Source organism: Cysteiniphilum halobium (genome assembly GCF_003574425.1).
In the GTDB taxonomy this organism is placed as follows: Bacteria; Pseudomonadota; Gammaproteobacteria; order Francisellales; family Francisellaceae; genus Caedibacter; species Caedibacter halobius.
Window position 1 is genome coordinate 20,331 of record NZ_QLIU01000023.1, and the last position, 22,365, is coordinate 42,695.

Genomic DNA, 22,365 nt, shown 5'->3' on the forward strand with positions numbered 1-22,365 from the left:
CATCTACTCATAAAAAAGGAACCCAAATGCTAGGTTACAAAGACATGCCAAAAGGTGTGTTAAATATCAATTTAATCCAAGTTTTTTCAACAGTTGGTTACGCGGTTCTCATGGGCTTATTAAACTTCTATTTAAGTCGCGAAGCAGGCATGAGTAAAATCGAAGCAAACACTTTAACTGCAAGCTTTTTTGCACTGAATTTTCTGTTTCACTTTCTAGGTGGTATCGTTGGTGGGCGCTATTTAAGTTTTAGAGCACTATTTTGTGTAAGTCTGGTGTTACAATTTGTTGGTCTGTTTCTTATTGCCATACATGTGCATATGATTATTTTAATCGGTATGGCAATTTTTATTACCGGTTCAGGTCTGAATGTCAGTTGCATCAACATGATGTTAACACAGTTATTTAGTCAAGATGACACACGTCGTCGTATTGTGTTCTCAATCAACTATAGTTGTATGAATATAGGCTTTGTTTTGAGTTTTTTTGTGGCTGGTGTTTTACAAGGAAGCGATCTCTACAGTGCCGCATTTATCTTTGCTGCAGTGTGTTTAGTTATTGCATTTGTGATTCACCTTATTAATTGGAAACATGTAAATGATAAAAAGACGCATTATGTCACTTCATTTGCCTTTAATCCAAAGCGCTTCTATATTGCCCCTTTAATTGTAATTGCTTGTTTATTATTTGCCTACTATTTGATGCACCACCCTGAGTTTGGTTCAATACTTATTTATATTGCCTTTATTAGTGCATTGGTTTATATGATTTGTTTTGCACTAAAACAACACAGTAGTTATCGCACAAAAATTTATGCTTACCTTATCTTAAGCTCAGCCAGTATGGCATTTGCGTTTGTCCAAGGCTTACAATCAACTGCCTTAGAAAACTTTGTCGAATTTAACACGTCAAAATCTCTTTTTGGTATACCGATGCAACCTGCTACCATCAATCTCTTTGAAAGTCTTGGTGTTATTATCTTTGGCTTTATTTTGGCGAGCATGATGAAAAAACGCTTACAAGAAAAGAACCCTTATCAGCCTGGTTTCTTAGTGGTACGTGGCTTAAGCATGTATGTTATTGCTTTTTTAATGATCCCTTTAGGTATATTACTTGCTGGTAAAACACACATAGTCAACGTGCTTTTTCCTATTTTACTTCTTTTCATTGTTTCAGCCGGTGAAATTCATGTTAATGCTGTGAACTATGCAATGGCAGGGGAGATAATTGAACCTAAGCAGCAAGGTTTGTTTACAGGTTACTTATTTATCAATATTGCTTTTGGTATCAACTTAGCAGGTCCTGTGTCAAATTTTGCTTTAAGTGGTTCTGAACACGCACAAAATATTACTGCAGCGGCTACTAATCCTATGTATGCCAAAATATTTTTAGTGATGACTGTGCTTGCTTTTGTCGTTACCACTATCTTCTTATTAATGATGAAAAAACTAAATAGCATGCTCAATGCCAATAAGGTACAAGCGATTTTATGACTACTCCTTAGTATCTACTTCTACGGTTGCTGATGCACCAACGCGTAGACGTGGTACTTTCTTAACTTCACTTTGATCTAAAGTAACCTTTACAGGGAAACGCTGTACTACTTTGACCCAGTTACCCGACGCATTTTCAGGAGGTAACAAAGAAAATATACTGCCACTTCCCTCACTAATACTCTGAATTGTTCCCTGTAATGTCACATTAGGGTACATATCAAGGACTATTGATGCTTTTTGTCCTACTTTCATGCGTGACATTTGCGTTTCCTTGAAGTTAGCATCCAACCAATAAGACTCATTACTCACCAATACAAATAAACTTTGATTTTGAGCAATAAGAGAGCCTGGCCGTAGAGTAAAATTGGTAACAAATCCCGATGCTGGGGCATAAATTTTAGTATAACTTAAATTTAATGATGCCGTTGCCATATCCGCTTTAGCTGCAGCAATTTTTGATTGTTGCAACGTTAACTGCTTTTGTTCTTGAGCAATACTTGCAAGTGCAGCATTAACATTGGCATTAGCAACTTCAAGATCCCCTTTTGCTTCATCAGCATCTTCTTTTGACACCATTGCTTGAACAGCAAGTTTGGCAATGCGCGCTTCTTTTTGTTCTGCTACAAATTTCTGCGCTTGTGCTTGTTTAAGCTTTGCTTTTTGTAAGTTAATTGAGTCTTCAATGGCAGCAACTTCCTCTTGTGCCAATGTTAAATCCGCTTTGGCTTTAGCAAGCGCATATTCAAAGCTTTGAGGTTCAATCGTAAATAATAGCTCACCTTTTTTAACTTCTTGGTTATTACTGATATATAGCTTATCAAGTTTACCTGTGACTTGTGCTGACATATAAATGATGTCAGCATTGACGTAAGCATCGTCAGTCGATGGGTAAATTTCAGTATATTTAACATAAGCATAGAAACCGATCACACAAAGCAAAATAACAACCACCAAAATAATATATTTTTTCCGTGCTTTATTATTGGTTTTTTTGGGTTGTGCCATTTCATCTTGAGTCTCTGTGTTCTTTGAGATGTCAGTCGTATGTTCACTCATTAATAGTAACTCCAATCCTAAAAATCATAACCTAATGACTTAAGTGCTCGATCATCATCTGACCACCCTTCTTTTACCTTGACCCATAGCTGTAAAAAGACTTTTTTTCCAAGCATAAACTCCATGTCTTTACGTGCTTCACTGCCTATGTTTTTAAGTTTTTGTCCTTTAGCACCAATCACCATTGCTTTTTGTCCAGTACGTTCAACCAAAATAGTTGCATAGATTTCCATGATTTGACGGGCTTCATCAAACTTACTTTTGTTAATTTCAACGGTTAATTGATAGGGTACCTCTTGACCTAATGTGCGCATTAATTTCTCACGAATAATTTCCGCCATCATAAAACGCTCAGTACGATCAGTTATTTGATCTTCAGCGTAGAAAAAATGCTCACTTTCAGGCAGATAACTTTCAATTTTAGCTTCTAATTCACTGATTAAATGTCCTTGTTTAGCAGAGATGAGAAAGTGTGCTGCAAAGGGGTATTTTTGTTTTATTTCATCAGTAAATTCTACCGCCTCATGACGATTGTTTAATTGGTCGACTTTATTAATCACTAAAATCACCGGTACTTTGACTGACTCGATCTTTTGCAATATCCATTCTTCTGCAGTTGTCCATTTACCGACTTCAACCACAAATAGAATTACATCAACATCATTGATTACACTACTTGCTTGCTTGTTCATCATGCGGTTAATTGCACGCGGTTCATCCTGATGAAGCCCAGGTGTATCGACATAGATAAACTGAGTATTTTCAATAGTTTTAATGCCGGTAATTTGATGACGTGTTGTTTGTGGCTTTCTGCTTGTGATACTAATTTTATATTTTAAAATATGATTTAAAAGTGTTGACTTTCCAACATTTGGTCGCCCAATAATGGCGACAAATCCACATTTTTTCATCTTATGATTGTCTTTGTTTCCTTATGAAATTGTAGTCATTGTAGTAAGCGTAAAGCGCATTGTCGAATAAAATTACGCGTTTATATTGCAATGCAATACTTTATTTTTTATTGTGTTATACGCAATACCCTATCAACACTACTTAGCAATGTGTCGTTATGCGTAATGATGATCACTGTCTTATCTTTAAATACTGCTTGTAAATTATCAATTACCTTTTTCTCAATCACCTTATCTAAACCTTCCGTTGGTTCATCCAAAATTAAAATAGGTGTTGTAGATAACACTGCACGTGCTAATGATAAACGTTTTTGCTGCCCTTTGGAAAGATGCTTACCATGCTCTCCCGTCCAGCTATCTAATCCATGTATCAACTCCAATGCAAAGTTCTTCAAATCAACAACATTTAACGCATGCCATAACATCTCATCAGTCGCTTCAGGATTAGCAATTAAAAGATTATCACGGATGCTACCATTAAAAATATGCGCATGTTGACTAATAATCGTCATTTGCTCACGCAATTGTGATTCATTTAATTGTGCTATATCTACACCACCGATAGATATTTTACCTATTGATGGCACATAAAACCTGGCTAACAATGAAACAATCGTTGACTTACCACAACCGGTGGCACCAACAATAGCAAGCTTTTCATTGGTTATAATCTCAAGATTAAAATGCTTATAGACAAGCTTAGTGCGCCCTGGATAACTAAACGAAATATTTTCAAAAGAAATACTATTATTTTTTGGTTTTTTTACTTCCTCATCATCCTGATCATTGAGAAATAAATTCTTTGGTTTCTGTTCAATAATATTTAATAATCTTTTAGCTGAAGATATTGTTCTTCCTAAATACTGATAAGCCACAGGTAAAGGCATAATTGCTTCAAATAAGCCCATAATACCGAGTGCAACTAAGGCAATAAAAGCACCATTGATCACGCCTTGATGAACAAGTCCCACCATTAGCCATACACCACACCATAGTGTTGCGCCTAAGAACAAAGTCATAAAGGCGGCATTAAGTCCTGTATAATGACTCATTTTTTGTTGCGTTGTAATAAGTGCTTTATTTTGTGCATCAATTAATCGAGCATGTTTGTCCTCTGCAGCAAAGACTTTAAGCTCTGCTAAATATTGCACATGTTCAGTTATTGAGGTTTTTAGCTGTGCTGATTCTTCTGCTAAGGTTTTTGCAGTATTAGCAGATAATTTGCCACCGATAACAGGAATAAAAAATCCTGCAACAAAAGCAAAGCCCATGGTCATTAAAGCTAAAGAAATACTTAAAAAGCTAAAGAAAACACCAATCAGTAAAATCGATAAAAATAGTACACAACTTGGCGAAATAATTCGAATATAAAGGTTATCTAGACTGTTAACATCATTTACCAAGCGATTCAGTAAATCACCACTTTTATATTGCGTTAAATGAGTTGGTGCCAAGGGAACAAGCTTGTTATAAACCCATACACGAATATCTGTTAACAGTTTGAACGTTGCCTCATGCGTGACAACACGTTCGCCATAGCGCGTTAAAATGCGCATCAACGAAAAAGCACGTACACCAGCTGATGAATAAAAGTAATTAAATTGATTGGCAATCGCATAACTTGAAATTGCAATAAATCCTGCTGATGAAATAAACCAACCAGACAGCGATAATAAACCAATACTGGCTAAAATAGCCAAAAATGCAAGAAAGGTACCGATAAACATCCATTTTGCTTGATGTTTAAAAATACTCAAGAAAGGAATTAATGCACGCATGCAACTTCTCCCTCTAAGATTTGGTGACGATATAATGCATAAAAGTAACTTGATTGATCTTGCAACAACTCCTCCAAATGCCCCTGTTGTACGATGTGCCCTTCATTCATCACGATAATATGATCCATCTCACTTAAGAACTGTAAGCGATGCGTAAGCATGATCACCGTTTTATCTTGCCAATTGTTTAATAAGCTTTGCATGATAAGACTTTCATTTTCTTTATCCAAACTTGCTGTGGGCTCATCTAACAAAAGTAACTCGCAAGGTTTAAGATAGGCGCGTGCTAATGCCAAACGTTGTGCTTGACCACCGGACAACCCGATACTTTGCTCACCGATTTCAGTCATTAACTTATCGGGAAATGCATTAACCTCTTGATCTAACTGTGCAAGTTTTAATACATGCCATAGCTCGTCATCTGAAGCAGTAGCATTTGCTAATTGTAAATTATAGCAAATGCTACCTTTAAAGAGGCCAGCACTTTGCCCAAGCCAACTGATCCTACTAAGCCAAAGCTTTTCATCAATAGCATTAAGTGAAAAAGCATGATTAATCGTAATCTCTTCATCTTTTGCATGCATAAATTGCATAAGTAAATTTAAAATAGTCGTTTTGCCGGCACCACTGGCGCCAACAATCGCAATTTTCTGCTTATATTTGATCTCAAAGCATATATTTGTCAGTGCATTTTTAGATTTATTGGCATAGCAAAAACTTAAGTTATTAAATTGGATTGAGTTAATGATCGGTAAATCTTGCACTAAACTTGCTTTGTGAATTTTTTTACCTTGCGCACTATTGTCGCCTTTTGAATCATCGTGTTTTGGTAAGGCAAATATTTTTTGCAACTCAAGAGCTGCTCCCATTGCTTCGGTTTTTGCATGGTAATGGGTACTCAACTCACGAAGAGGCAAGAAAAACTCAGGTGCCAGCAACAAAATAAACAAGCCACCTTGTAAGGTCATATTTTCAAATGACCACCAAACAGTATCAACATTCGCAGTATTAATAAATCCCATACCTAAATAAATAGCAACTAAAGCAATGGATGCCGCTGAAAACACCTCAAGTACGGCTGATGATAAAAAAGCAATACGCAGTACCTTCATCGTTTTGATACGATAATCATCAGAGTATTCAAATATTTTTTGTGCATGACTTTTGGCACGATTAAATAACCGTAAAGTTGCTAATCCATGCAATGTATCTAAAAAAGCACTACTCATTCGTGCCAAAGTTTGAAAATGTTTTTGGTTTTCACTTTCAGCACCCCAACCAATCAACATCATGAAAAGCGGGATTAAAGGTGCACATACGAGTAAAATAATGCCACAGACAATGCTCTGCGGAAAAACAAAGATTAAAATCGCCAAAGGCATGAGCCCTGCTAAAGTCATTTGTGGCAAGAAATACATCAAGAAATTATTCAATCCTTCCACTTGCTCTATTGCCGCACTGATCAAATCACCACTGCTAAGCTCACCTGATTTAACAGGACCTAATTGATTAATATGCGCGATCACATCGTGTCTTAACTGCTCTTTTACTTTAGCTGCAGCCTTAAAGCTCACCACTTCCTTAAGCCATGAAAGACCTGACCTGATAAAAATAATAGCAATAATGGTAATAAAATAACTAATGAGTTCGAAGTTTGAAAGTTTTTCAATATAAGCGCCATAACAAATATGCGCGAGCAAATAAAGCTGACCAATAAGCAATAAGCCACTTAAGAAGCTGACTAAAATTGTAAGCTGTACCCATTTTTTAGCAGGATGAGCACGTGACTTTAGCCAAGTCCGTGCTGACTTACGCTCTGTGGCTGTATTTGCTTGCATAAAGGTGAAATACGTCGATCTAAAACAGTGGCGGCATTATATACCGCTTGCAAACCATTTTATAGTATTTCTGGCTTTGAATTTCTCATGCTTTAGATCATTTCATTTTGGCAAATGCTGACATGTAAGTAGATGACGAAAATTGAACAGAAAGTATAGATGGGATAGCTATAAAATAAATTATCCTGAAAATGGTGCAGAAGAATGATGCAACACAATTTTTAACCGGCCATTAGGCATTTTAACATAGGCAAAGGTATATTCGACTGTTGTCACTTCACCCTCATTATCGGTGAAGTCATAAGTCCCCATCGCAATGGCCATATCGCCATGGAAATACATTTCATCATTATGAAATACCACTTTTGTCCACGGTTTAAGAGCAAAACCTTTATCTTCTTTAAAGTTTTTATTACCGCCAACAAAATAAGCAAGTGCTGACTCTTTTGTTGGTCTAAATGGAATCTCCTTTGCTTTGGTTGGTTTAAACATTACCACACCTTTTTCGTAATTATAAGCGTAGAGTTTATTAATCAGATCTTTGGCAACTTTTTTATAATTGCTTTTACTCGTATAGGCATCTCCTATGGCTACAATTCCTGCTGCCCACTGAGATTGTGCCTTTTCGACTTCCTCTACACTAATATTATTAGTACTTTGTGAGAGTGTCGTTAATGCCTTCTTATCCATGGTAGTTGATGTGGCAGCTGCATTTGTTTTCTGCACAGTAGCAATGCCAAGTACTAAGAATAAGCTTAATACAACAGGTGTCACCCATCCTTTTAGATCTATAGCTTTAGCTTTTCTAACTTGAGATATTTTTCTGTTATTATCCATGAATTTAAGCTCCTTTGTAACAGTTTGTATCAATATAAATCTGAATCAGTTAAGCATTAAATTGCTAAATTTGCAATTTTTTTACATTTTATGCTAGCCAATCGCTAAGGCTTTATATAAAGTAATTAACAACTAAATAAGCACCAACTTGAAATTACTACCGATTATCAATCACTGTATATTGCTGTGACTCATGATGATAGGTATTGCTTATTTGCCAAGCAGGATGCTTAATTAGGACATGTGAGTTATAATATTTTGTCAAACTGTAATGACAAAAAACTATAAGGACAAACACATAGGGAGAAAGTTAATGAAGAAAATCACCGTTGAAGAAAAAATTACTAACCTTTATCAATGCTCCATTTTGGAATTTTTTCAACAGTGCATGCAACGCAAAATGGAAACCCATGATATTGCAAAATTACTTGATTGTAGCGTCAGTAATTTACGCCGTATTGCTCGCAAGTATAATTTTCATTTTCATCACCCCGAACCTACACCGATGTTGTCACAAAATCAAAATTTTCTAAAAAAGAACCTTACCATAGACAACTTCCTCTCACGTCGCTGGCGAATTGAGCAGTATGCTTAGGGATGAGTAATGATGAAAAAAACATGACAAAAATATAGTGAACATCGAAAGATTATACTTACTGTCAAATAAAATTTGTTGAAATATCTATATGAGACATGTCTCCGTAAATAGGAAAGGACATGGATTCTATTTTGCTTATTTTTTCATGTTCTGTGTTGAAAAAAGTTTTTGCGATATACCGCAGATGGATTGGTTCTCTTTTTTTATTAAAACCAAAGGCTGAATGCATATCATAAATATATTCGTTCTTAAGAATGAAATGCTCAATAGAAATAGCCAAGTTCATTTGAGCTCTAATAAACTTCATATGTTCACGAAATTGGCTCCAATCAAGACGTTTTCCATTTGTAATCATGGTAAAGTCTCTTGCGAAGAAATCTTCAGCTACTTTTTCGGCTGGGTAGTTATCAGGATCTGAAAATGCGCGATAGAAATTACATAAAACTTCTTTATTTATACTTTTCATTTAAAATTTCCTTAGCAAATTACTATTAATTTTCAATATTTCACCATTCTTTATGACCAGCACCACATTATCTTTTTGGTTAAAACATTTGCCCATTCCATCCAATGGATTATCTTTTACTGCAATAATATCGGCGAGATAGTGCTGTTTTATTTCTCCTATTTTGTTTTCCATATTTAATAACTCAGCATTAATAGAGGTCATAGAACAAAGTAATTCATAGGGTGTTTGAGCAGCTTCATGTAAGGCTATACCCTCTAATTGTTGCGTATGCTGTATTTCACCGAGTAAATCTGTTCCAAAACCTATTTTAACATGATGATTCTTTGCAATATTTATGGCATTAACACCACTGTTTTGAACTATCTTAAGTTTATTTGTAAGATCTTCAGTTAAATATTTATTTTCTTTTAATAATGTTTCCATCGCTTTAAATATAGCTAATGTAGGAACCAAAAAAGCTTTTTTGCTTTTCATCAATTTCGCTGTTTCTTCATCAAGCATATTGCCGTGCTCAATAGATCTAACACCTGCCTCTAAACACCTCTTAATAGCACTTGGATAATAAGCATGAGCCATAACATATGTTCCACTATCTTTGGCAACATCAACAATAGCTTTTATTTCATCAAAAGAGAACTGGCAACTGTCTAATCTATCTGTAGGAGAGTTTATACCTCCTGATGCCATAATTTTTATTTGACTTGCACCTTTACGCAATTGTTCACGAGCAACCTTTTGCACGGCAGATACTCCATCACAGACAACACTAATATTGCTCCCTGATTGATGGCAAAAACATGGTTCAAAGTTTTCTGATTGTTTTCTGAAATCTCCGTGCCCACCTGTCTGGCTTAGCGCTTTACCCGAATAAAAAAGTCTGGGACCTTTGATTAATCCTTGCGCTAGTGTATGTGCTAATCCATCGCTAGCTCCACCGGCATCTCGAATTGTGGTAAAGCCCCTTTCAATCATATCTTCCATAAATTTTTTTGCTTGAATAGATATTTCCTCTATGGGAACTTCAGTATTAGAAACGTTAGGCCTAGCCGCAGTAACGTGCACATGTGCATCGATTAATCCGGGCATGATATAGTATTGACTCATATCAAGTGTTGTTAAATTTTGATTTTTCAGATCTAAATTGCTCCCAAGCTCTTCTATTCTTTCATTTTTTATATAAACATCTGTAGGTTTACTAGGACTAGTATAGTTCTTATCTATTATCTGGCAATTTTTAAGTAAGATCATATTTAAAACCCCTTAGTGTGTTTATCAAACGATAGATTTATTTGCAGCATAAATTGCAAGTAGCTTAGTTGTATCTATCACAGGCAAGGGAGAGTTCTGATCATTTATAGCAAGGGGAAGCTCCGTACAGGCTAAGGCAATAGAATCACAGTTTTCGGTATATTTAGAAATGATTTTTAATAGTTCAGATGTTACTTTTTCTATGTTTTTGAAATATATAAGCTCATGTTCAATATAATTATTGATTTGTGTAATATCTGTAGGACTTGGGTAAGTTATTTGATATCCATATATTTGAGCATGTTTGTTATATAGTTTTCCCTCTAAAGTCCAATTAGTCCCTAAAAATAAAACGTTCTTATAATTTTTATCTTTAATAAACTGTGAAGTTACATCAAGAATACTATAAACAGGTGTCTTTATTTTTTTCCTAGCTAGATCAACGACATAGTGTGCGGTATTACATGGAATTATAATAAAATCAACGCCATATGATTCAAGCTTTATGAATTGATGTTCTAATAGTTTTAATAAAGCATCAATACTTCTAGACATCCATGCTTGTTTCAATATCATCAAATCAGGCTGTAGCAATATAATTTCAGGGTTGCTTAATAAATCATCTTTAAGGGCTATTTCTTCTATAATGGAACGATAACACATCATAGCGCCAGGGGCAGTCACTGCGCAAATTCCAATCTTTTTCATAATCATCCTCCTAAATAAATTGTTGTTTTTGTTAATAGATCACCAAGAATTAGAGACTTACTCTTACTCTTACTCTTACTCTTACGATTTTCATCATAGGCATATATATGTCACTTTGATTAGTGTACAAACTTTATATCCAAAGTTCGTAAGTAAGTATACAGCCCTGCATCTTGTACTGCCAATACAGCTGCATCCTGATCCGTTTCATTATGGTGTTCATGCCACCATCCAGGGGGAGTAATAAAAGCTTGTCCTGTTTTCCAATCTAATCTAATAGGATTTATAAGCTTATTATTTGCATCAATTGACGGGCTCATCAAGGTGTAACAACCATGATCAGGCGCCTGAACACACAGATCTAATCCAACGGAGTTGTGCTTATGTGGTAATTGGATTCTATTGTTATGTAAAATATCATAAAGCGTCCATAACGTTGGCGTAATTGTTCTAGTTAGTTTACAAGCTTCATTAGCAAGTAATACACCATTTCTATTGCGCTTAAATGATGAGGGTGCAGTATTATAAGTATTGGCATGTTTTTCAATATCATGTCTTTTATAAAGTGTTGCAGTAAAAGTATCAATTTCTGGAGTAACACCCATATAGTCTAACAAAGGTCCGTCATTGACCCAGTAGAGAGTACTATCCTCAAACCCAGTATGCGTAATGATACTTTTACCTGGAAATGTAAAAACATCACCATTTTCCCACTTAAGCAATTTACCATTAGATAAACTTTGACCACTTCCTTTAATGACTACAAAAACATGAGAAGAAGCGTTAGCTTTAGTTGTCAGCATTTCATTTGAGCAAATATTAACAAAACTTAAGCTCATCGCAGGTGAAGTTGCTAAACTAGCTGCTTGCAATTCGCTGGATAAATCAACTGTATACACACCAGTATTTTTATTTTCCACAGCCGTGGGTCTGATTTTTGGCAGCTTTAAATTTGCAGCAGCTGTATATTCAAAATAAAGAGGACTCATATAATCTCCTTAATATCGTCATGGATAATACTTTTCTATACCTATCAACCACACTTGTCAGTTTGGCTTCAATGTAGTTTGTGATAAGTAAGTTATAACTTCATGAATTATAGTAAGGCAGAGTCATTGTTATTATTATAAATTTAAAGACAATCTTTTGCTAAAAAAGGCTATTCAAAGAATTCCTAATGAAATGATATCATATTGAATAGAAAAGGAACCCTCATTTTAAAGGGAAAACATCTTGTTATCAGTATTTTGATACTTTTATTAGAACTAACGAGTTAAATGTTACTTGAGACAATATCAAATAAATAACTAGCCTTAGGATCACAATTAAAGTTACCTTTATCATCATCATAGGCGTAGGCATATGGGTTGATACTATTTTCATGGACCCATTTTACATAAGGTGATTTTGCAGGTGAGACACCATAATAATCAATTGAATAAGCAGGATTAAGGTTATGATCATTTTGAGGATTATCACAGGCACCCTTAGTGGCAAACATATTTTGACAACAAGATAAATTAATATGTGCTTGTGCCTTAGCATTCCCCTGGTTTGCTTTAGTATCATACAAGCTGTGCGCTAAGCTGCAAGCGCTGTATGCGCCAATACCAACTTTGTTTTGCTGTGGAAATATACCCTTAAGATATTTAGTTGTGCTACTAGGGAAGGCAGAAACAGGTGTCGTTTTTGCATAATAATCACTGTTATAATGATTTCCACAAACTGCACCATTGATTCCGTTAAAAGCAAACATTTTAACGCCAAAATTAAAGCCATCCACCAAAGAAACATCGACATCGCTTGGCTGTGGCGCAGATGGTAGCCCTTGCCCATTAGTTTGTGCATCAGGGTAGATAGTGTATTCCATCTTGGTGCCATAAAGTAAATGTTCTGTAGCTTTTGGATTATAGCTTGCAACCTGCCAGCCATTATTGTCTTTGTAGCCAACGACTTCATATGCAATACTTCTTTGCATAGTATCATTGGGGATTTTAATTTGAACAGGTGTTGCATCTGATTTTGATACTAAAAAGAAACCATGATTTGGTATTGCAGAGGTACAATATTGATTCATCAGTGCAACGAGGTTTCCAGCACCAAAACTATCAGGATTGCTATTAATACAAATCTCTTGATATTTGGTATCATTTTTAAATTCTGCATAGCGATTCACCACTTGATTATAATGTTGTGTATTTGCAGGTAATGATGCTGTCGGAGAATTCACAAACGGAGATGCACCCATACGTAAAGTGATATAACCAGAGTTATTCATGCTACCCCAAACAATCGACCCATTACAATTAGCTACACCATTTGGATTGGTGACTTGTTGGCCATTTTTGTTAATGCTAATTTCACACTCATGAAAATAAGAGGTGTTTTTATCTTGCGCATAAAAAAATAGACTAACTGCTTGACCATGAGAATAAACATACTCATTATTGTTGTCACCAGGTTTTACCTCTGTGCGGTAACCAAATGGCAATTGTGTTATGGGGTTACTGCCAATTTTAGCAAAAACATATACAGGATATTTGACAGCAGTTAAACTTCCATCTGCATATTGAATACCAATAGCTTGCAGTGTTTTTGCCGGCTCTTTTGTAGTTGCGTTTACTGCATGAATGGTTGTTGATAGTGCTGCCATTGCCAGTACTATTTTAGCTAGTTTCATAAAAGCTCCTTATGGTTGTTAAAAAAATAATCTAAGTACTTAATTGATTAAGCCTTTATTTCGAGGCTCATCTGGTTGCCACGGTAAATCCTAACGTAATGTAAAGGTCAAAAGTTTTTGGCATTATGATTTTAAATTATTATATTTTTGATTATTTTTTTAAGATAGATTTCATGGGCAAACGGTAAATGTTAAACTAGTCATAATTTCACCAGAACTATCCTGATACATAGGGGATGCGTAATGATACTTTATTTGATTTTGGTGCATCAAATGCAATTTTGCCATATTTTAATGCCACTTCTTGCATGGTTTTTCTATATAAATTTAAATTCTTTTCGGAATTATATTTCAACTCAAGCGTCAAATCATGTTTCCCAAACATGAACGCGTGAATACTTTCATTTGATGAAATTTCACTGATATTTTCAAATCCTTTTAAAGTCTCAAGTATTACCATATTGAATTTAAAATTCTCTAATTTCAGACTATGACAATATTGGTCCACATTAACCTTATCATTAACATGGGCAAAAACAAATCCAGTGACGTTTTGCAATATTTCTATATTTTTTCTAAGGAACGTTATATCTTTAATGCCTTCATTAATTTGTATAGGATTTGGTCTTAATAAAATCGATACCCTTTTTACTAGATCTCTATTTCTGAGCAATATTAATAGATTTTCTCGAGCTTTTTGCTTGTCCTTATCTTCAACCAGTGATTCTAAATCTAAAATTACAGCATCTACATTATGATGATTTAGAATTTTTTCAATGTCATCAATATATTCGATTGCTGAGATAAAAATTAATGACTGTAGTGCGTTAGTAATGCTCATTTTAGACTCACTTCACTAATGCTTGTTGTGTTACTAATTGTTCAATAGCTTCAAAATCAATTGTATTATTAGCATATGCTATATGCCAATCAGGTCTGATTAATATATATCTACTGGAATAGGTGTTTTCAGGGAGCCTTAAAATCTGCACATTCTTAATCTTAATAGAGGTAGAATCGCTATTACCTGAAATAATTAAAGTCCAATCAACGGCTGATAAGATTCGATAAATTGACTTAACACCATTCAAATTCATAGCTTCAGGTAGAAAATATCCTGGCAAATCTCTAGGTGTATAAGTTGATTGCTCCATAGGTTCTGTAGACTGCCCTTTCTTCAAGCTTATCAGTGGTGAACTAAAATATGCATAGCCCATGCCAATCCCTGCAGATAAAAGATGTGTTTTTGCTATTTGTGCATTTGCTTTTGCAAATTCATTATTTTGTTTTTCTGGAGAGATTAAATTATTGGTGGTTACCAATGATTTTGCATTTCTCTCAGCCGCATAGAGATTATTTAATCCTATTGCTAAACGCTCTTTTTCATAACTAGTTAAGATTTCTGCTGGCAGCTTATTTTGAATGACATATGCCAATTTCCAACAAAGATTTGTGACATCTCCAATCGCGGTATTCAAACCCAATCCTCCTGTAGGAGCAAAAGAATGTGCACTATCACCTACTAAAAACACTCGATTTTTGAATGAATAACTCATTGCTACTTGTATGCACATGTCCCACAAAGCGGTACTTATAATTTCTTTCTTAAAAGCTTGACCACAAAAACTATCCAAAATATTGCTAATATCTTGTTCATCAATCTTATCGGTTTTATTTTTATAATTAAAAACTGAATACCATATGTTTTGATTCGGATCGACAGGCCCAATAACACCAGGGTGCTCACTTTCTAAAATAAAGTATAAAAATGCATCATCAATTGTAACTTTACCGGGAAGCTCTGTTGTTTTAAAAAGAATATTTGTCATTTGTCTACTAGGAGCAAGTGATTTTAAATGAATACCTAGTTGTTCTCGAACTGTGCTTTTGGCTCCATCACATGCCAGTACATACGAACCTTGGTAAACTATATTTTCTTTTGTAACACGATTTTTAGCCACAATTTCAAAAAGATCTTTATTTGTATGCTTGATTTTTATGACTTCAAAATTTGTTAACATGCGTACAGAATTTATCTGTGATACTCTATTTCTTAGCACTTTTTCTGTAATCCATAGTGGAATATGAATGACTTCTTCTTTAGATGAATTATTATGATACTCGTGCATATCTATAGAGCTATATACTTCGCCATTTAACTTTGAACACCAAATTGCATTACTCACCTGTAACATATTTTCTTTTCTTAAAATATCACCCACTCCCCAACGAGACATGATCTCCATTGTTCTAGAGTTAAGCAACTGCGCTCTGGGTGAATATAATGGTGTTTCATATTTCTCCAAAACCAATACTTTTATCCCATGTAATCCTAATTCTATCGCTGAAGCAACACCTACAGGCCCTCCTCCAACAATAATTACGTCATATATTGTAGTGTCCATATTATTCTCCTTTTAATATCTGCTAAGGTCGCTTATATTATTCTGACTACTTAACAATGAATAATATACAAAAGGTAAGACAACTTTTTGTTAAATCAAGACATCATGATGCGCTATGCCACTCGTAAATCATTTTGCGGTGTTTAATGTCAAAGAACTTTTTGATACTTTTGGGTAATTGAATGACAGGGATCAGATTAATGCACGGATAAATGATATAGCAAAGATCTAGCTATCAGCATTCTCCTGCATAAGTTTTTTATATTTCTTTTCAATCATCTTGCGTTTAAGTGAAGATAAATGATCAAAATAAGTAATTCCATCTAGGTGATCAATCTCATGCTGAATGCAACGACCATGATAACCATCACACTCCATTTCATATTCCTCGCCAAATTCATTTAAGGCACGCATCTTAACCCATTCAGCACGTTTAACCTTAGCTGAGACACCAGGAAATGACAAACAGCCCTCTTCATCATCAATCTCGCCTTTCTGCTCGATAATTTCAGGGTTAATGGCAACCGTTTTCTGATCTTTGTTTTCAGAGCCATCCATAATAAATAAACGCATATTGAGCCCTACTTGCGTAGCAGCCAAACCACCGCCATGCTCGCCATACATTGTTTCAAACATATCAGCAATCGTTTGCCTAAGCGCATCATCAATCGCGTCAATTGGCAAAGGATCAGCTTTTTGCTTTAAAAAAGGATGTGGGTACTTCAATACAGTTAATCTTGCCATTTTGATAAAATTTCATTTCCGATGGTTATGGTATGCATATTAGTTTAACACAAATTATTTTTGATCTTAACCACTTAACATCACACTTTCCAATCAATTGGCGTTAGGTTATGCTGCAATAGATAGTTATTCGTTTGTGAAAAATGTTTTGAGCCAAAAAAGCCACGATGTGCCGATAGGGGTGATGGATGCGGGGCTTTCAAAATTAAATGCTTGTTGTGGTCAATTAACTGTGATTTTTTTTGCGCAGGCGTACCCCACAACAGAAAAACAACATGTCTTTTATATTGATTAATTTGACTAATCACATGATCAGTAAAACACTCCCATCCTTTATTGGCATGTGAGTGCGCTTGATGTGCTTGAACAGTCAAGACTGTATTTAATAAAAACACGCCTTGTCTTGCCCAAGTGCTTAAGTTACCCGATTGTGGAATCTTAATATTAAGATCACTATGTAATTCTTTATAGATATTAATAAGCGATGGTGGTGGTTTAATACCTTCTTGTACTGAAAAGGCTAAACCATGTGCTTGATTGATATTATGGTAAGGGTCTTGTCCCAAGATAACGACTTTCAGCGATTCAAACGGACATAACTTAAATGCATTAAAAATATCCTCTTTTTGTGGAAAAATTTGTTTTCCATGTCGGTATTCATCTTTAACAAATGCTAAAGTTTCTTTAAACTTAGCACTTGCTTTATAATCACCCAAAACATCTGACCATGAAAGATTTACCTGCATTTTTATTACGCCTTTATGACATTGAGCTCACTAGCCATACGAAACCACTCTGCTGCCATCGCATAATCACCACTATTATAAGCATGTAAGCCTCGTAGCATAGGTGATTTATTATAGGCATTACGCTGAACACCTACATAATACCAAAGACTAGCCGTTTTCATATCTTTAGTAACACCACAACCAAACTCATACATATAACCTATCACTAAGGTTGCATTGATATCAGCACTACGCGCAAAGGGTAAAAGCTGTTTATAAGCAAGAGAGCAATTGCCTTTTTCAAAATTATGATAACCTAACTTATAGTTCTGCGACTGATTACTTACCAATTGAATGGAAGAAAGCAAGGCACTTGCATCTGCTTGAACCTGACGCTGTGAAGTATTTAAAGTTAATTTACTCTCATAACTACTATGCAATGTATCCACCATAATGCCAGCAAAAATAAATAGCAAAATGACCAGAATAACCCATTGCATAGGTTTAGATTTTTTTAATTTCAAAACAATCTCCTAGTTTGTATTCTTTGTCAGCAGCTTACATCGCTGACGTACCACTTCATACATAGCAATACCTGCAGCAACTGAGACGTTAAGACTAGAAACCTGGCCATGCATTGGCAGTTTCGCTAGATAGTCGCACATTTTGCGTGTACCAAACCGAAGACCTGAGCCTTCAGCTCCCATAACCAAGGCAATCGCACCAGTAAAATCATTGTCATAAATTAGACTCTCTGCTTCACCAGCTAACCCAGTAACCCACACGCCTTCATCTTTTAAAATACCAATGGCACGTGAGAGATTGGTTACCGCAACAAGCCTCATACTACTAGCAGCGCCACTGGCAACCTTCTCAACCGTTGCATTAATTGTCGCACTGTTATCCTTTGGAAAAACGATAAAATCAACGCCTGCAGCTTCAGCACTTCTAATACATGCCCCCAAATTGTGTGGATCCTGTACCCCATCAAGAATTAAAACAAAAGGTGTTCTTGAACTGGCACGGATAAGCTCTATTAAATCACTTTCCTCGTATAATTTAATGTCACTTTGACAAACTGCCAATACATTTTGATGTACAACTTCTTCAAGTGCATGTGATTGTAAAAGTGCTTGGAACTTCTCCTTATTCACAAGCTCAAACTCTACGTCTTTTTTTGCCATTAGCGATTTTAACTCACCTAATCTTGGAGATGTTTCTTTGCCCTTAAGACAATATATAACTTTAATGCCATCAGCGTGTAATTTAAGGCGTGCTTTGATGGCATGCATTCCATAGAGTAATGACATAGTAATTAAAAATTCTCTTTTCTTTGACTTTTTGGCGCACGTAAATATAAGTGACCAATAGGAATCCCTTCAATATGTAACCCATGCGTAATCCGATCAACGATTTCCTGGCATTTTTCTTTACACTCTTCACCACGGAACCCTTTCGTCACCAACCAGTCAGCAATTTCATTTAAGAATATTTTCAGCTCAGCTAATAATTTTTTATTGCGTTCGTTCGGACTATATCGAAAGCGATTAAAATCAAGTGGTTGACTCCACTGGCGATATAAGTTACTAAGCTCAAAGACTACATCTGTCACAACCTGCTCAATTGCAAGTTCAAGCTTTCCTTCCGGCATAATATGCATCTCACGCATCGACTGAATCTGCTCACGCCGGACATCAGCAATTGTTCTAACAGGCTCATTTTGCAGCTCACTTAAACGCTTCCTGTTCGATAAAGTGACTTTATTTTTGGACATAATTACTTAGCTTATCAAGATGTATGTCAGGCATTATATACCCACTGCAAACCGTTTTACAGTATTTCTTCCATTGAATTTATCGTACTTTAAAAAGCATTTAGCGCTTAAGTAATATTTACATAAATCAGCAAAATTTATAATGAATTTTATCCAAAGATTGATACGATATTGACGTCTAGGGTATAAAATTTAGGAAGGTTACTCAGTGCAAGCACATAAAATAGGATTATTTTCAGCCATCGCTATTCCAGTGACATCTATGGTCGGCTCTGGTTGGCTTTTTAGTGCGCAATTAAACGCACAACTAGCAGGAAACTACGCTTTTATTGCATGGATTGGCGCTGCTTTTATCGCCATTATTGTCGGATTATGTTTTGCTAAATTATGTGCACTTTTCCCAGAGCGCGGTTTAAATGCAAAATGTGTATCTTTAAGTCATGGCAAAGACTTTGGTATGGTCTTTGCTTTTGCTATTTGGTTTGGACTCTTGGCAATGATTCCAACTGAGGCACAAGCAACGGTGCAATATTTAAGTCCATTTATCAAGTTTACAACTTTATATCATGGTGAAAGTCTGACTTGGTCAGGCAAACTATTTGCCATCATTATCTTGGCAGTATACTTTATTGTGAATTACTTTGGTATTAAGTTATTAGCCTATGTAAACAATGTCTCTACTGTTTTCAAAATCAGCATTCCGGCATTGACCATTATTGTTTTACTTGCAGCATATTTTGATACCACCAACCTTAATCTCGCTATTAATCACTACACAGCAAGCTCAATTCAAACCGCGCTTATTGGTGCTGGTCTTGTCTATGCATTTAACGGCTTTCAAGTTGTTGCATCTTTTGCCAGCGAAATTAAAAACCCAACACGCAACATCCCCTTAGCAATTATTATTTCTGTGGTTATCACTCTTACTTTATACATGCTACTGCAATTTACCTTTATGACAGCAATGCCGTATGATGTCGCTGCTAAAGGTTGGGCTGCCCTTAATTTCTCAAGCCCTTTGGTTAACTTAACCATGCTACTTGGTTTGAATTTCTTAACCATTTTATTAATTGCTGACTCGATTGTGAGCCCATCAATTACCGGGTTAACTTATATGGGTTCTTGTTCAAGAATGCTTTATGCCATGGCAGAAAAAGGACAAATGCCACGCTGGATCGCTAAACTATGCCCTGTACACCACTTATCTAAGCGCTCATTATTTTTAAACTTCATTATTGGCATTGTTATTTTGTTAAATTCAGCAAGCTGGGCATCATTAATGGTGATCACCACCGCTTTTAATGTCTTAGGCTATATGGGGGCTCCGCTTTCTCTAGCGGTTTTGGGTAGCCATAAACTATCTGCAAGACTGATGACTTTGTTTGTCTTTATTGTATTGGCGTTACTATTAGCAACATTACCTGAAAAAGACTTTTTACTGAGTAACCTTGCTGTCACTGTGATGATGATCGTTTATGCTGTACTGCAAATAAAACAAAATAGTTTTAACTGGTTTGCCTTAAGCTTTGTCGTCTTCTTGTGGATTCTCATGCTAGTGGCAAACTCAGCCATTGCCACCATAGTTCTTGCAATTGTGTTCTTTTTAATTGTAACGAGCAAACCCTTCTTAAATAAATTAGCGTATGTTGAACATAGTAAGCGTTGAACTCAAATCTCAAAAAAATGTTGTTAGGCATTTTTACATGAAACTCAGTTTATAAATTAAGGTAATGTTTTAATCGCACAAGATTGAGTAGTAACATTAACCATCACATTGGTATTCTGGGTTAGATTAAATGTTTTTGGGCATGTAAAACTAGGTCCACCTGAATAAGAATCAACCCGCACGATAAGCTCCTTTTTACCTTCAATACTTGCTGCTGACACAGGAGTTGTAGCACTGTAAACATGATTCTGATTAGGTGCTGTGTAATCACTTGTAAATGCATTGCCACCAATACTAACAATATGAAATGTAACACCAATATTAGGATCAAGATTACTAACTTGTAATGTGTAGTTAGGCACGGTAGGTTCTGGGCTTGGTGCATGATCACATTGATTATTTAAGACGCAATTTTTTAAACCATAAGCATAACTACCAGGAATATGATTAGGATCTGAGAAATCCGATGGCGCATAGTCAACATTCAGTGACCATCCCATTACTCCCCCATATTGAGGATCCATATTAATTTTTTTAAGCTGATTAAGCATTTTTGCGGTTACTTCAGGTGTAGTAAGTGTTTCTTTACCCGAATGAAAAAGCGAAATATTACTAGCAGCAACAGCGGCTGTTGGTTCACCAATGACTAACTTTGTCGTTGACGGTACCTGTTGTTTTATATCATAAAATGAATTTGAAATAAAATTAATATTATTTTCAGGTATCGTATTGTATTCTTGTAAAAACAAATAGGTAAAGTCGCCAGTGGCTACCGCTGCCTGATAGTCTTCATTAGAACCGGTTGTTACCAATGCATTGTTATTAATTTGTGGTGCAGCTGTTAACATAATATTTTGATCTATTCGTTTAATATCTTCCACTAAATCTCTTAGCATAATAGGGTCAGTTTTGATTTCTAAGTCAAAATCAATTCCATCAAAGCCGTTTACTTTTACGAAATCCACCATGTTTTGCGCAAGTGTTTCTATTTGAGTTGAATCCAATATACCAGGGTTAAATGTATTACTTGCTCCGCCAAATGAGATAATTGTTTGCATGCCTGCAGCTTTGGCTTGAGCTAGTTTTTCTTTCATAGTAGTTCCCGCTGCTTGGTCATAACTACTCACCACCGTGCCATTAACTTTAGCAAAACCAAAAATGACCATATTATAGCCATCGCTAGCAGCCTCTTTCATATTGACTTGTAGGGCTGAACCTGTTGCAGTGACATCTAGATATCCTGCAATAACTTTATTATTAGCAGTCAAAGCAAAAGCATGTGTTGCAAGTAAAGAGCCCAAAAATAGTGATAATGTTTTTTTCATCAGATTTCCTCATATTAATCTTTGTTGGTTAACGAGGAGGCATGATATAGAGAACAATTGAGATCGTTAAGTGTATAAAATACACACTAACACTTATGTAAACA

21 protein-coding genes are annotated in these 22,365 nt (G+C 35.5%); 3 read left to right on the top strand and 18 right to left on the bottom strand.

Translation table 11 applies throughout. From position 1 onward, the window contains the following. The first annotated feature begins 26 nt into the window (after positions 1-26). The gene (locus DNK85_RS05410; protein WP_119328555.1) at positions 27-1,493 is read left to right on the top strand and encodes a POT-type proton-dependent oligopeptide transporter; all 1,467 of its coding nucleotides are present in this window, start codon (positions 27-29) and stop codon (positions 1,491-1,493) included. Here DNK85_RS05410 and DNK85_RS05415 read toward each other — a convergent pair whose 3' ends face one another. From DNK85_RS05415 to DNK85_RS05435, 5 genes are all read right to left on the bottom strand, one after another. Then, the gene (locus tag DNK85_RS05415; protein WP_119328556.1) at positions 1,494-2,552 is read right to left on the bottom strand and encodes an HlyD family secretion protein; all 1,059 of its coding nucleotides are present in this window, start codon (positions 2,550-2,552) and stop codon (positions 1,494-1,496) included. Positions 2,553-2,569: 17 nt separating this feature from the next. After that, a complete protein-coding gene (gene era, locus DNK85_RS05420; RefSeq protein WP_119328557.1) occupies positions 2,570-3,463 on the bottom strand; it encodes a GTPase Era in 894 nt (297 codons plus the stop codon). Between the two features lie 107 nt (positions 3,464-3,570). Then, positions 3,571-5,241, bottom strand: coding sequence for a thiol reductant ABC exporter subunit CydC (gene cydC, locus DNK85_RS05425; RefSeq protein ID WP_119328558.1), 1,671 nt, complete (start codon positions 5,239-5,241; stop codon positions 3,571-3,573). Beyond that, the gene (gene cydD / locus DNK85_RS05430; protein ID WP_119328559.1) at positions 5,229-7,079 is read right to left on the bottom strand and encodes a thiol reductant ABC exporter subunit CydD; all 1,851 of its coding nucleotides are present in this window, start codon (positions 7,077-7,079) and stop codon (positions 5,229-5,231) included. Before cydD ends, cydC begins: the two co-directional genes overlap by 13 nt. Positions 7,080-7,259: 180 nt before the next feature. Beyond that, the gene (locus DNK85_RS05435) at positions 7,260-7,916 is read right to left on the bottom strand and encodes a phosphoribosyl-AMP cyclohydrolase (protein WP_119328560.1); all 657 of its coding nucleotides are present in this window, start codon (positions 7,914-7,916) and stop codon (positions 7,260-7,262) included. 313 nt (positions 7,917-8,229) lie between these two features. On the opposite strand from DNK85_RS05435, the gene DNK85_RS05440 reads away from it, so the two are divergent. After that, positions 8,230-8,511: a hypothetical protein gene (locus DNK85_RS05440; protein ID WP_119328561.1), complete on the top strand. Its 282-nt coding sequence runs from the start codon at positions 8,230-8,232 to the stop codon at positions 8,509-8,511. A 64-nt stretch (positions 8,512-8,575) separates the two neighbouring features. Here DNK85_RS05440 and DNK85_RS05445 read toward each other — a convergent pair whose 3' ends face one another. From DNK85_RS05445 to DNK85_RS05500, 12 genes are all read right to left on the bottom strand, one after another. After that, complete coding sequence (locus DNK85_RS05445) at positions 8,576-8,980, bottom strand: hypothetical protein (RefSeq protein WP_119328562.1); 405 nt, start codon at positions 8,978-8,980, stop codon at positions 8,576-8,578. Then, positions 8,981-10,231: a metal-dependent hydrolase family protein gene (locus DNK85_RS05450; protein WP_235842380.1), complete on the bottom strand. Its 1,251-nt coding sequence runs from the start codon at positions 10,229-10,231 to the stop codon at positions 8,981-8,983. It abuts the gene before it with no gap. 24 nt (positions 10,232-10,255) lie between these two features. Next, positions 10,256-10,939, bottom strand: coding sequence for an aspartate/glutamate racemase family protein (locus DNK85_RS05455; protein WP_162896542.1), 684 nt, complete (start codon positions 10,937-10,939; stop codon positions 10,256-10,258). 119 nt (positions 10,940-11,058) lie between these two features. Beyond that, positions 11,059-11,928 carry a cupin domain-containing protein gene (locus DNK85_RS05460; RefSeq protein ID WP_235842381.1) on the bottom strand — a complete coding sequence of 290 codons (870 nt, stop codon included), beginning with the start codon at positions 11,926-11,928 and terminating at the stop codon, positions 11,059-11,061. Positions 11,929-12,212: 284 nt separating this feature from the next. Then, positions 12,213-13,619: a hypothetical protein gene (locus tag DNK85_RS05465; RefSeq protein WP_119328564.1), complete on the bottom strand. Its 1,407-nt coding sequence runs from the start codon at positions 13,617-13,619 to the stop codon at positions 12,213-12,215. 217 nt (positions 13,620-13,836) lie between these two features. Further along, positions 13,837-14,460: an aldolase/citrate lyase family protein gene (locus tag DNK85_RS05470; protein ID WP_119328565.1), complete on the bottom strand. Its 624-nt coding sequence runs from the start codon at positions 14,458-14,460 to the stop codon at positions 13,837-13,839. A gap of 7 nt (positions 14,461-14,467) precedes the next feature. Next, positions 14,468-16,024, bottom strand: coding sequence for an FAD-dependent monooxygenase (locus DNK85_RS05475; protein ID WP_119328566.1), 1,557 nt, complete (start codon positions 16,022-16,024; stop codon positions 14,468-14,470). Positions 16,025-16,252: 228 nt separating this feature from the next. Then, the gene (gene def, locus DNK85_RS05480) at positions 16,253-16,768 is read right to left on the bottom strand and encodes a peptide deformylase (RefSeq protein ID WP_119328567.1); all 516 of its coding nucleotides are present in this window, start codon (positions 16,766-16,768) and stop codon (positions 16,253-16,255) included. An 80-nt stretch (positions 16,769-16,848) separates the two neighbouring features. Continuing rightward, on the bottom strand, positions 16,849-17,514 hold the full coding sequence (gene ung / locus DNK85_RS05485; protein ID WP_119328568.1) for a uracil-DNA glycosylase: 666 nt from the start codon (positions 17,512-17,514) through the stop codon (positions 16,849-16,851). A 5-nt stretch (positions 17,515-17,519) separates the two neighbouring features. Next, positions 17,520-18,020 (bottom strand): SEL1-like repeat protein, encoded by a 501-nt coding sequence (locus DNK85_RS05490; protein ID WP_162896543.1) that lies wholly within the window; start codon positions 18,018-18,020, stop codon positions 17,520-17,522. Positions 18,021-18,029: 9 nt separating this feature from the next. After that, positions 18,030-18,806: a 23S rRNA (guanosine(2251)-2'-O)-methyltransferase RlmB gene (gene rlmB, locus DNK85_RS05495; RefSeq protein ID WP_235842382.1), complete on the bottom strand. Its 777-nt coding sequence runs from the start codon at positions 18,804-18,806 to the stop codon at positions 18,030-18,032. 5 nt (positions 18,807-18,811) lie between these two features. Continuing rightward, positions 18,812-19,270: a hypothetical protein gene (locus tag DNK85_RS05500; protein ID WP_119328571.1), complete on the bottom strand. Its 459-nt coding sequence runs from the start codon at positions 19,268-19,270 to the stop codon at positions 18,812-18,814. Positions 19,271-19,478: 208 nt separating this feature from the next. Between DNK85_RS05500 and DNK85_RS05505 the strand changes: the two genes are divergently transcribed. Further along, positions 19,479-20,936 (top strand): APC family permease, encoded by a 1,458-nt coding sequence (locus tag DNK85_RS05505; protein ID WP_235842383.1) that lies wholly within the window; start codon positions 19,479-19,481, stop codon positions 20,934-20,936. A gap of 56 nt (positions 20,937-20,992) precedes the next feature. On the opposite strand, the gene DNK85_RS05510 is transcribed toward DNK85_RS05505, so the two are convergent. Then, positions 20,993-22,261 (bottom strand): glycoside hydrolase family 18 protein, encoded by a 1,269-nt coding sequence (locus DNK85_RS05510; RefSeq protein ID WP_119328572.1) that lies wholly within the window; start codon positions 22,259-22,261, stop codon positions 20,993-20,995. Positions 22,262-22,365: the final 104 nt, after the last annotated feature.

Excerpts from the sequence above, each read along its gene's own strand:
- DNK85_RS05410 (WP_119328555.1), top strand. The coding sequence starts at position 27 with ATGCTAGGTTACAAAGACATGCCAAAAGGTGTGTTAAATATCAATTTA.
- DNK85_RS05460 (WP_235842381.1), bottom strand. The coding sequence starts at position 11,928 with ATGAGTCCTCTTTATTTTGAATATACAGCTGCTGCAAATTTAAAGCTG.
- era (WP_119328557.1), bottom strand. The coding sequence starts at position 3,463 with ATGAAAAAATGTGGATTTGTCGCCATTATTGGGCGACCAAATGTTGGA.
- rlmB (WP_235842382.1), bottom strand. The coding sequence starts at position 18,806 with ATGTCATTACTCTATGGAATGCATGCCATCAAAGCACGCCTTAAATTA.
- DNK85_RS05435 (WP_119328560.1), bottom strand. The coding sequence starts at position 7,916 with ATGGATAATAACAGAAAAATATCTCAAGTTAGAAAAGCTAAAGCTATA.
- cydD (WP_119328559.1), bottom strand. The coding sequence starts at position 7,079 with ATGCAAGCAAATACAGCCACAGAGCGTAAGTCAGCACGGACTTGGCTA.
- DNK85_RS05415 (WP_119328556.1), bottom strand. The coding sequence starts at position 2,552 with ATGAGTGAACATACGACTGACATCTCAAAGAACACAGAGACTCAAGAT.
- DNK85_RS05465 (WP_119328564.1), bottom strand. The coding sequence starts at position 13,619 with ATGAAACTAGCTAAAATAGTACTGGCAATGGCAGCACTATCAACAACC.
- ung (WP_119328568.1), bottom strand. The coding sequence starts at position 17,514 with ATGCAGGTAAATCTTTCATGGTCAGATGTTTTGGGTGATTATAAAGCA.
- DNK85_RS05445 (WP_119328562.1), bottom strand. The coding sequence starts at position 8,980 with ATGAAAAGTATAAATAAAGAAGTTTTATGTAATTTCTATCGCGCATTT.
- DNK85_RS05475 (WP_119328566.1), bottom strand. The coding sequence starts at position 16,024 with ATGGACACTACAATATATGACGTAATTATTGTTGGAGGAGGGCCTGTA.
- cydC (WP_119328558.1), bottom strand. The coding sequence starts at position 5,241 with ATGCGTGCATTAATTCCTTTCTTGAGTATTTTTAAACATCAAGCAAAA.
- DNK85_RS05510 (WP_119328572.1), bottom strand. The coding sequence starts at position 22,261 with ATGAAAAAAACATTATCACTATTTTTGGGCTCTTTACTTGCAACACAT.
- DNK85_RS05450 (WP_235842380.1), bottom strand. The coding sequence starts at position 10,231 with ATGATCTTACTTAAAAATTGCCAGATAATAGATAAGAACTATACTAGT.
- def (WP_119328567.1), bottom strand. The coding sequence starts at position 16,768 with ATGGCAAGATTAACTGTATTGAAGTACCCACATCCTTTTTTAAAGCAA.
- DNK85_RS05440 (WP_119328561.1), top strand. The coding sequence starts at position 8,230 with ATGAAGAAAATCACCGTTGAAGAAAAAATTACTAACCTTTATCAATGC.
- DNK85_RS05455 (WP_162896542.1), bottom strand. The coding sequence starts at position 10,939 with ATGAAAAAGATTGGAATTTGCGCAGTGACTGCCCCTGGCGCTATGATG.
- DNK85_RS05470 (WP_119328565.1), bottom strand. The coding sequence starts at position 14,460 with ATGAGCATTACTAACGCACTACAGTCATTAATTTTTATCTCAGCAATC.
- DNK85_RS05500 (WP_119328571.1), bottom strand. The coding sequence starts at position 19,270 with ATGTCCAAAAATAAAGTCACTTTATCGAACAGGAAGCGTTTAAGTGAG.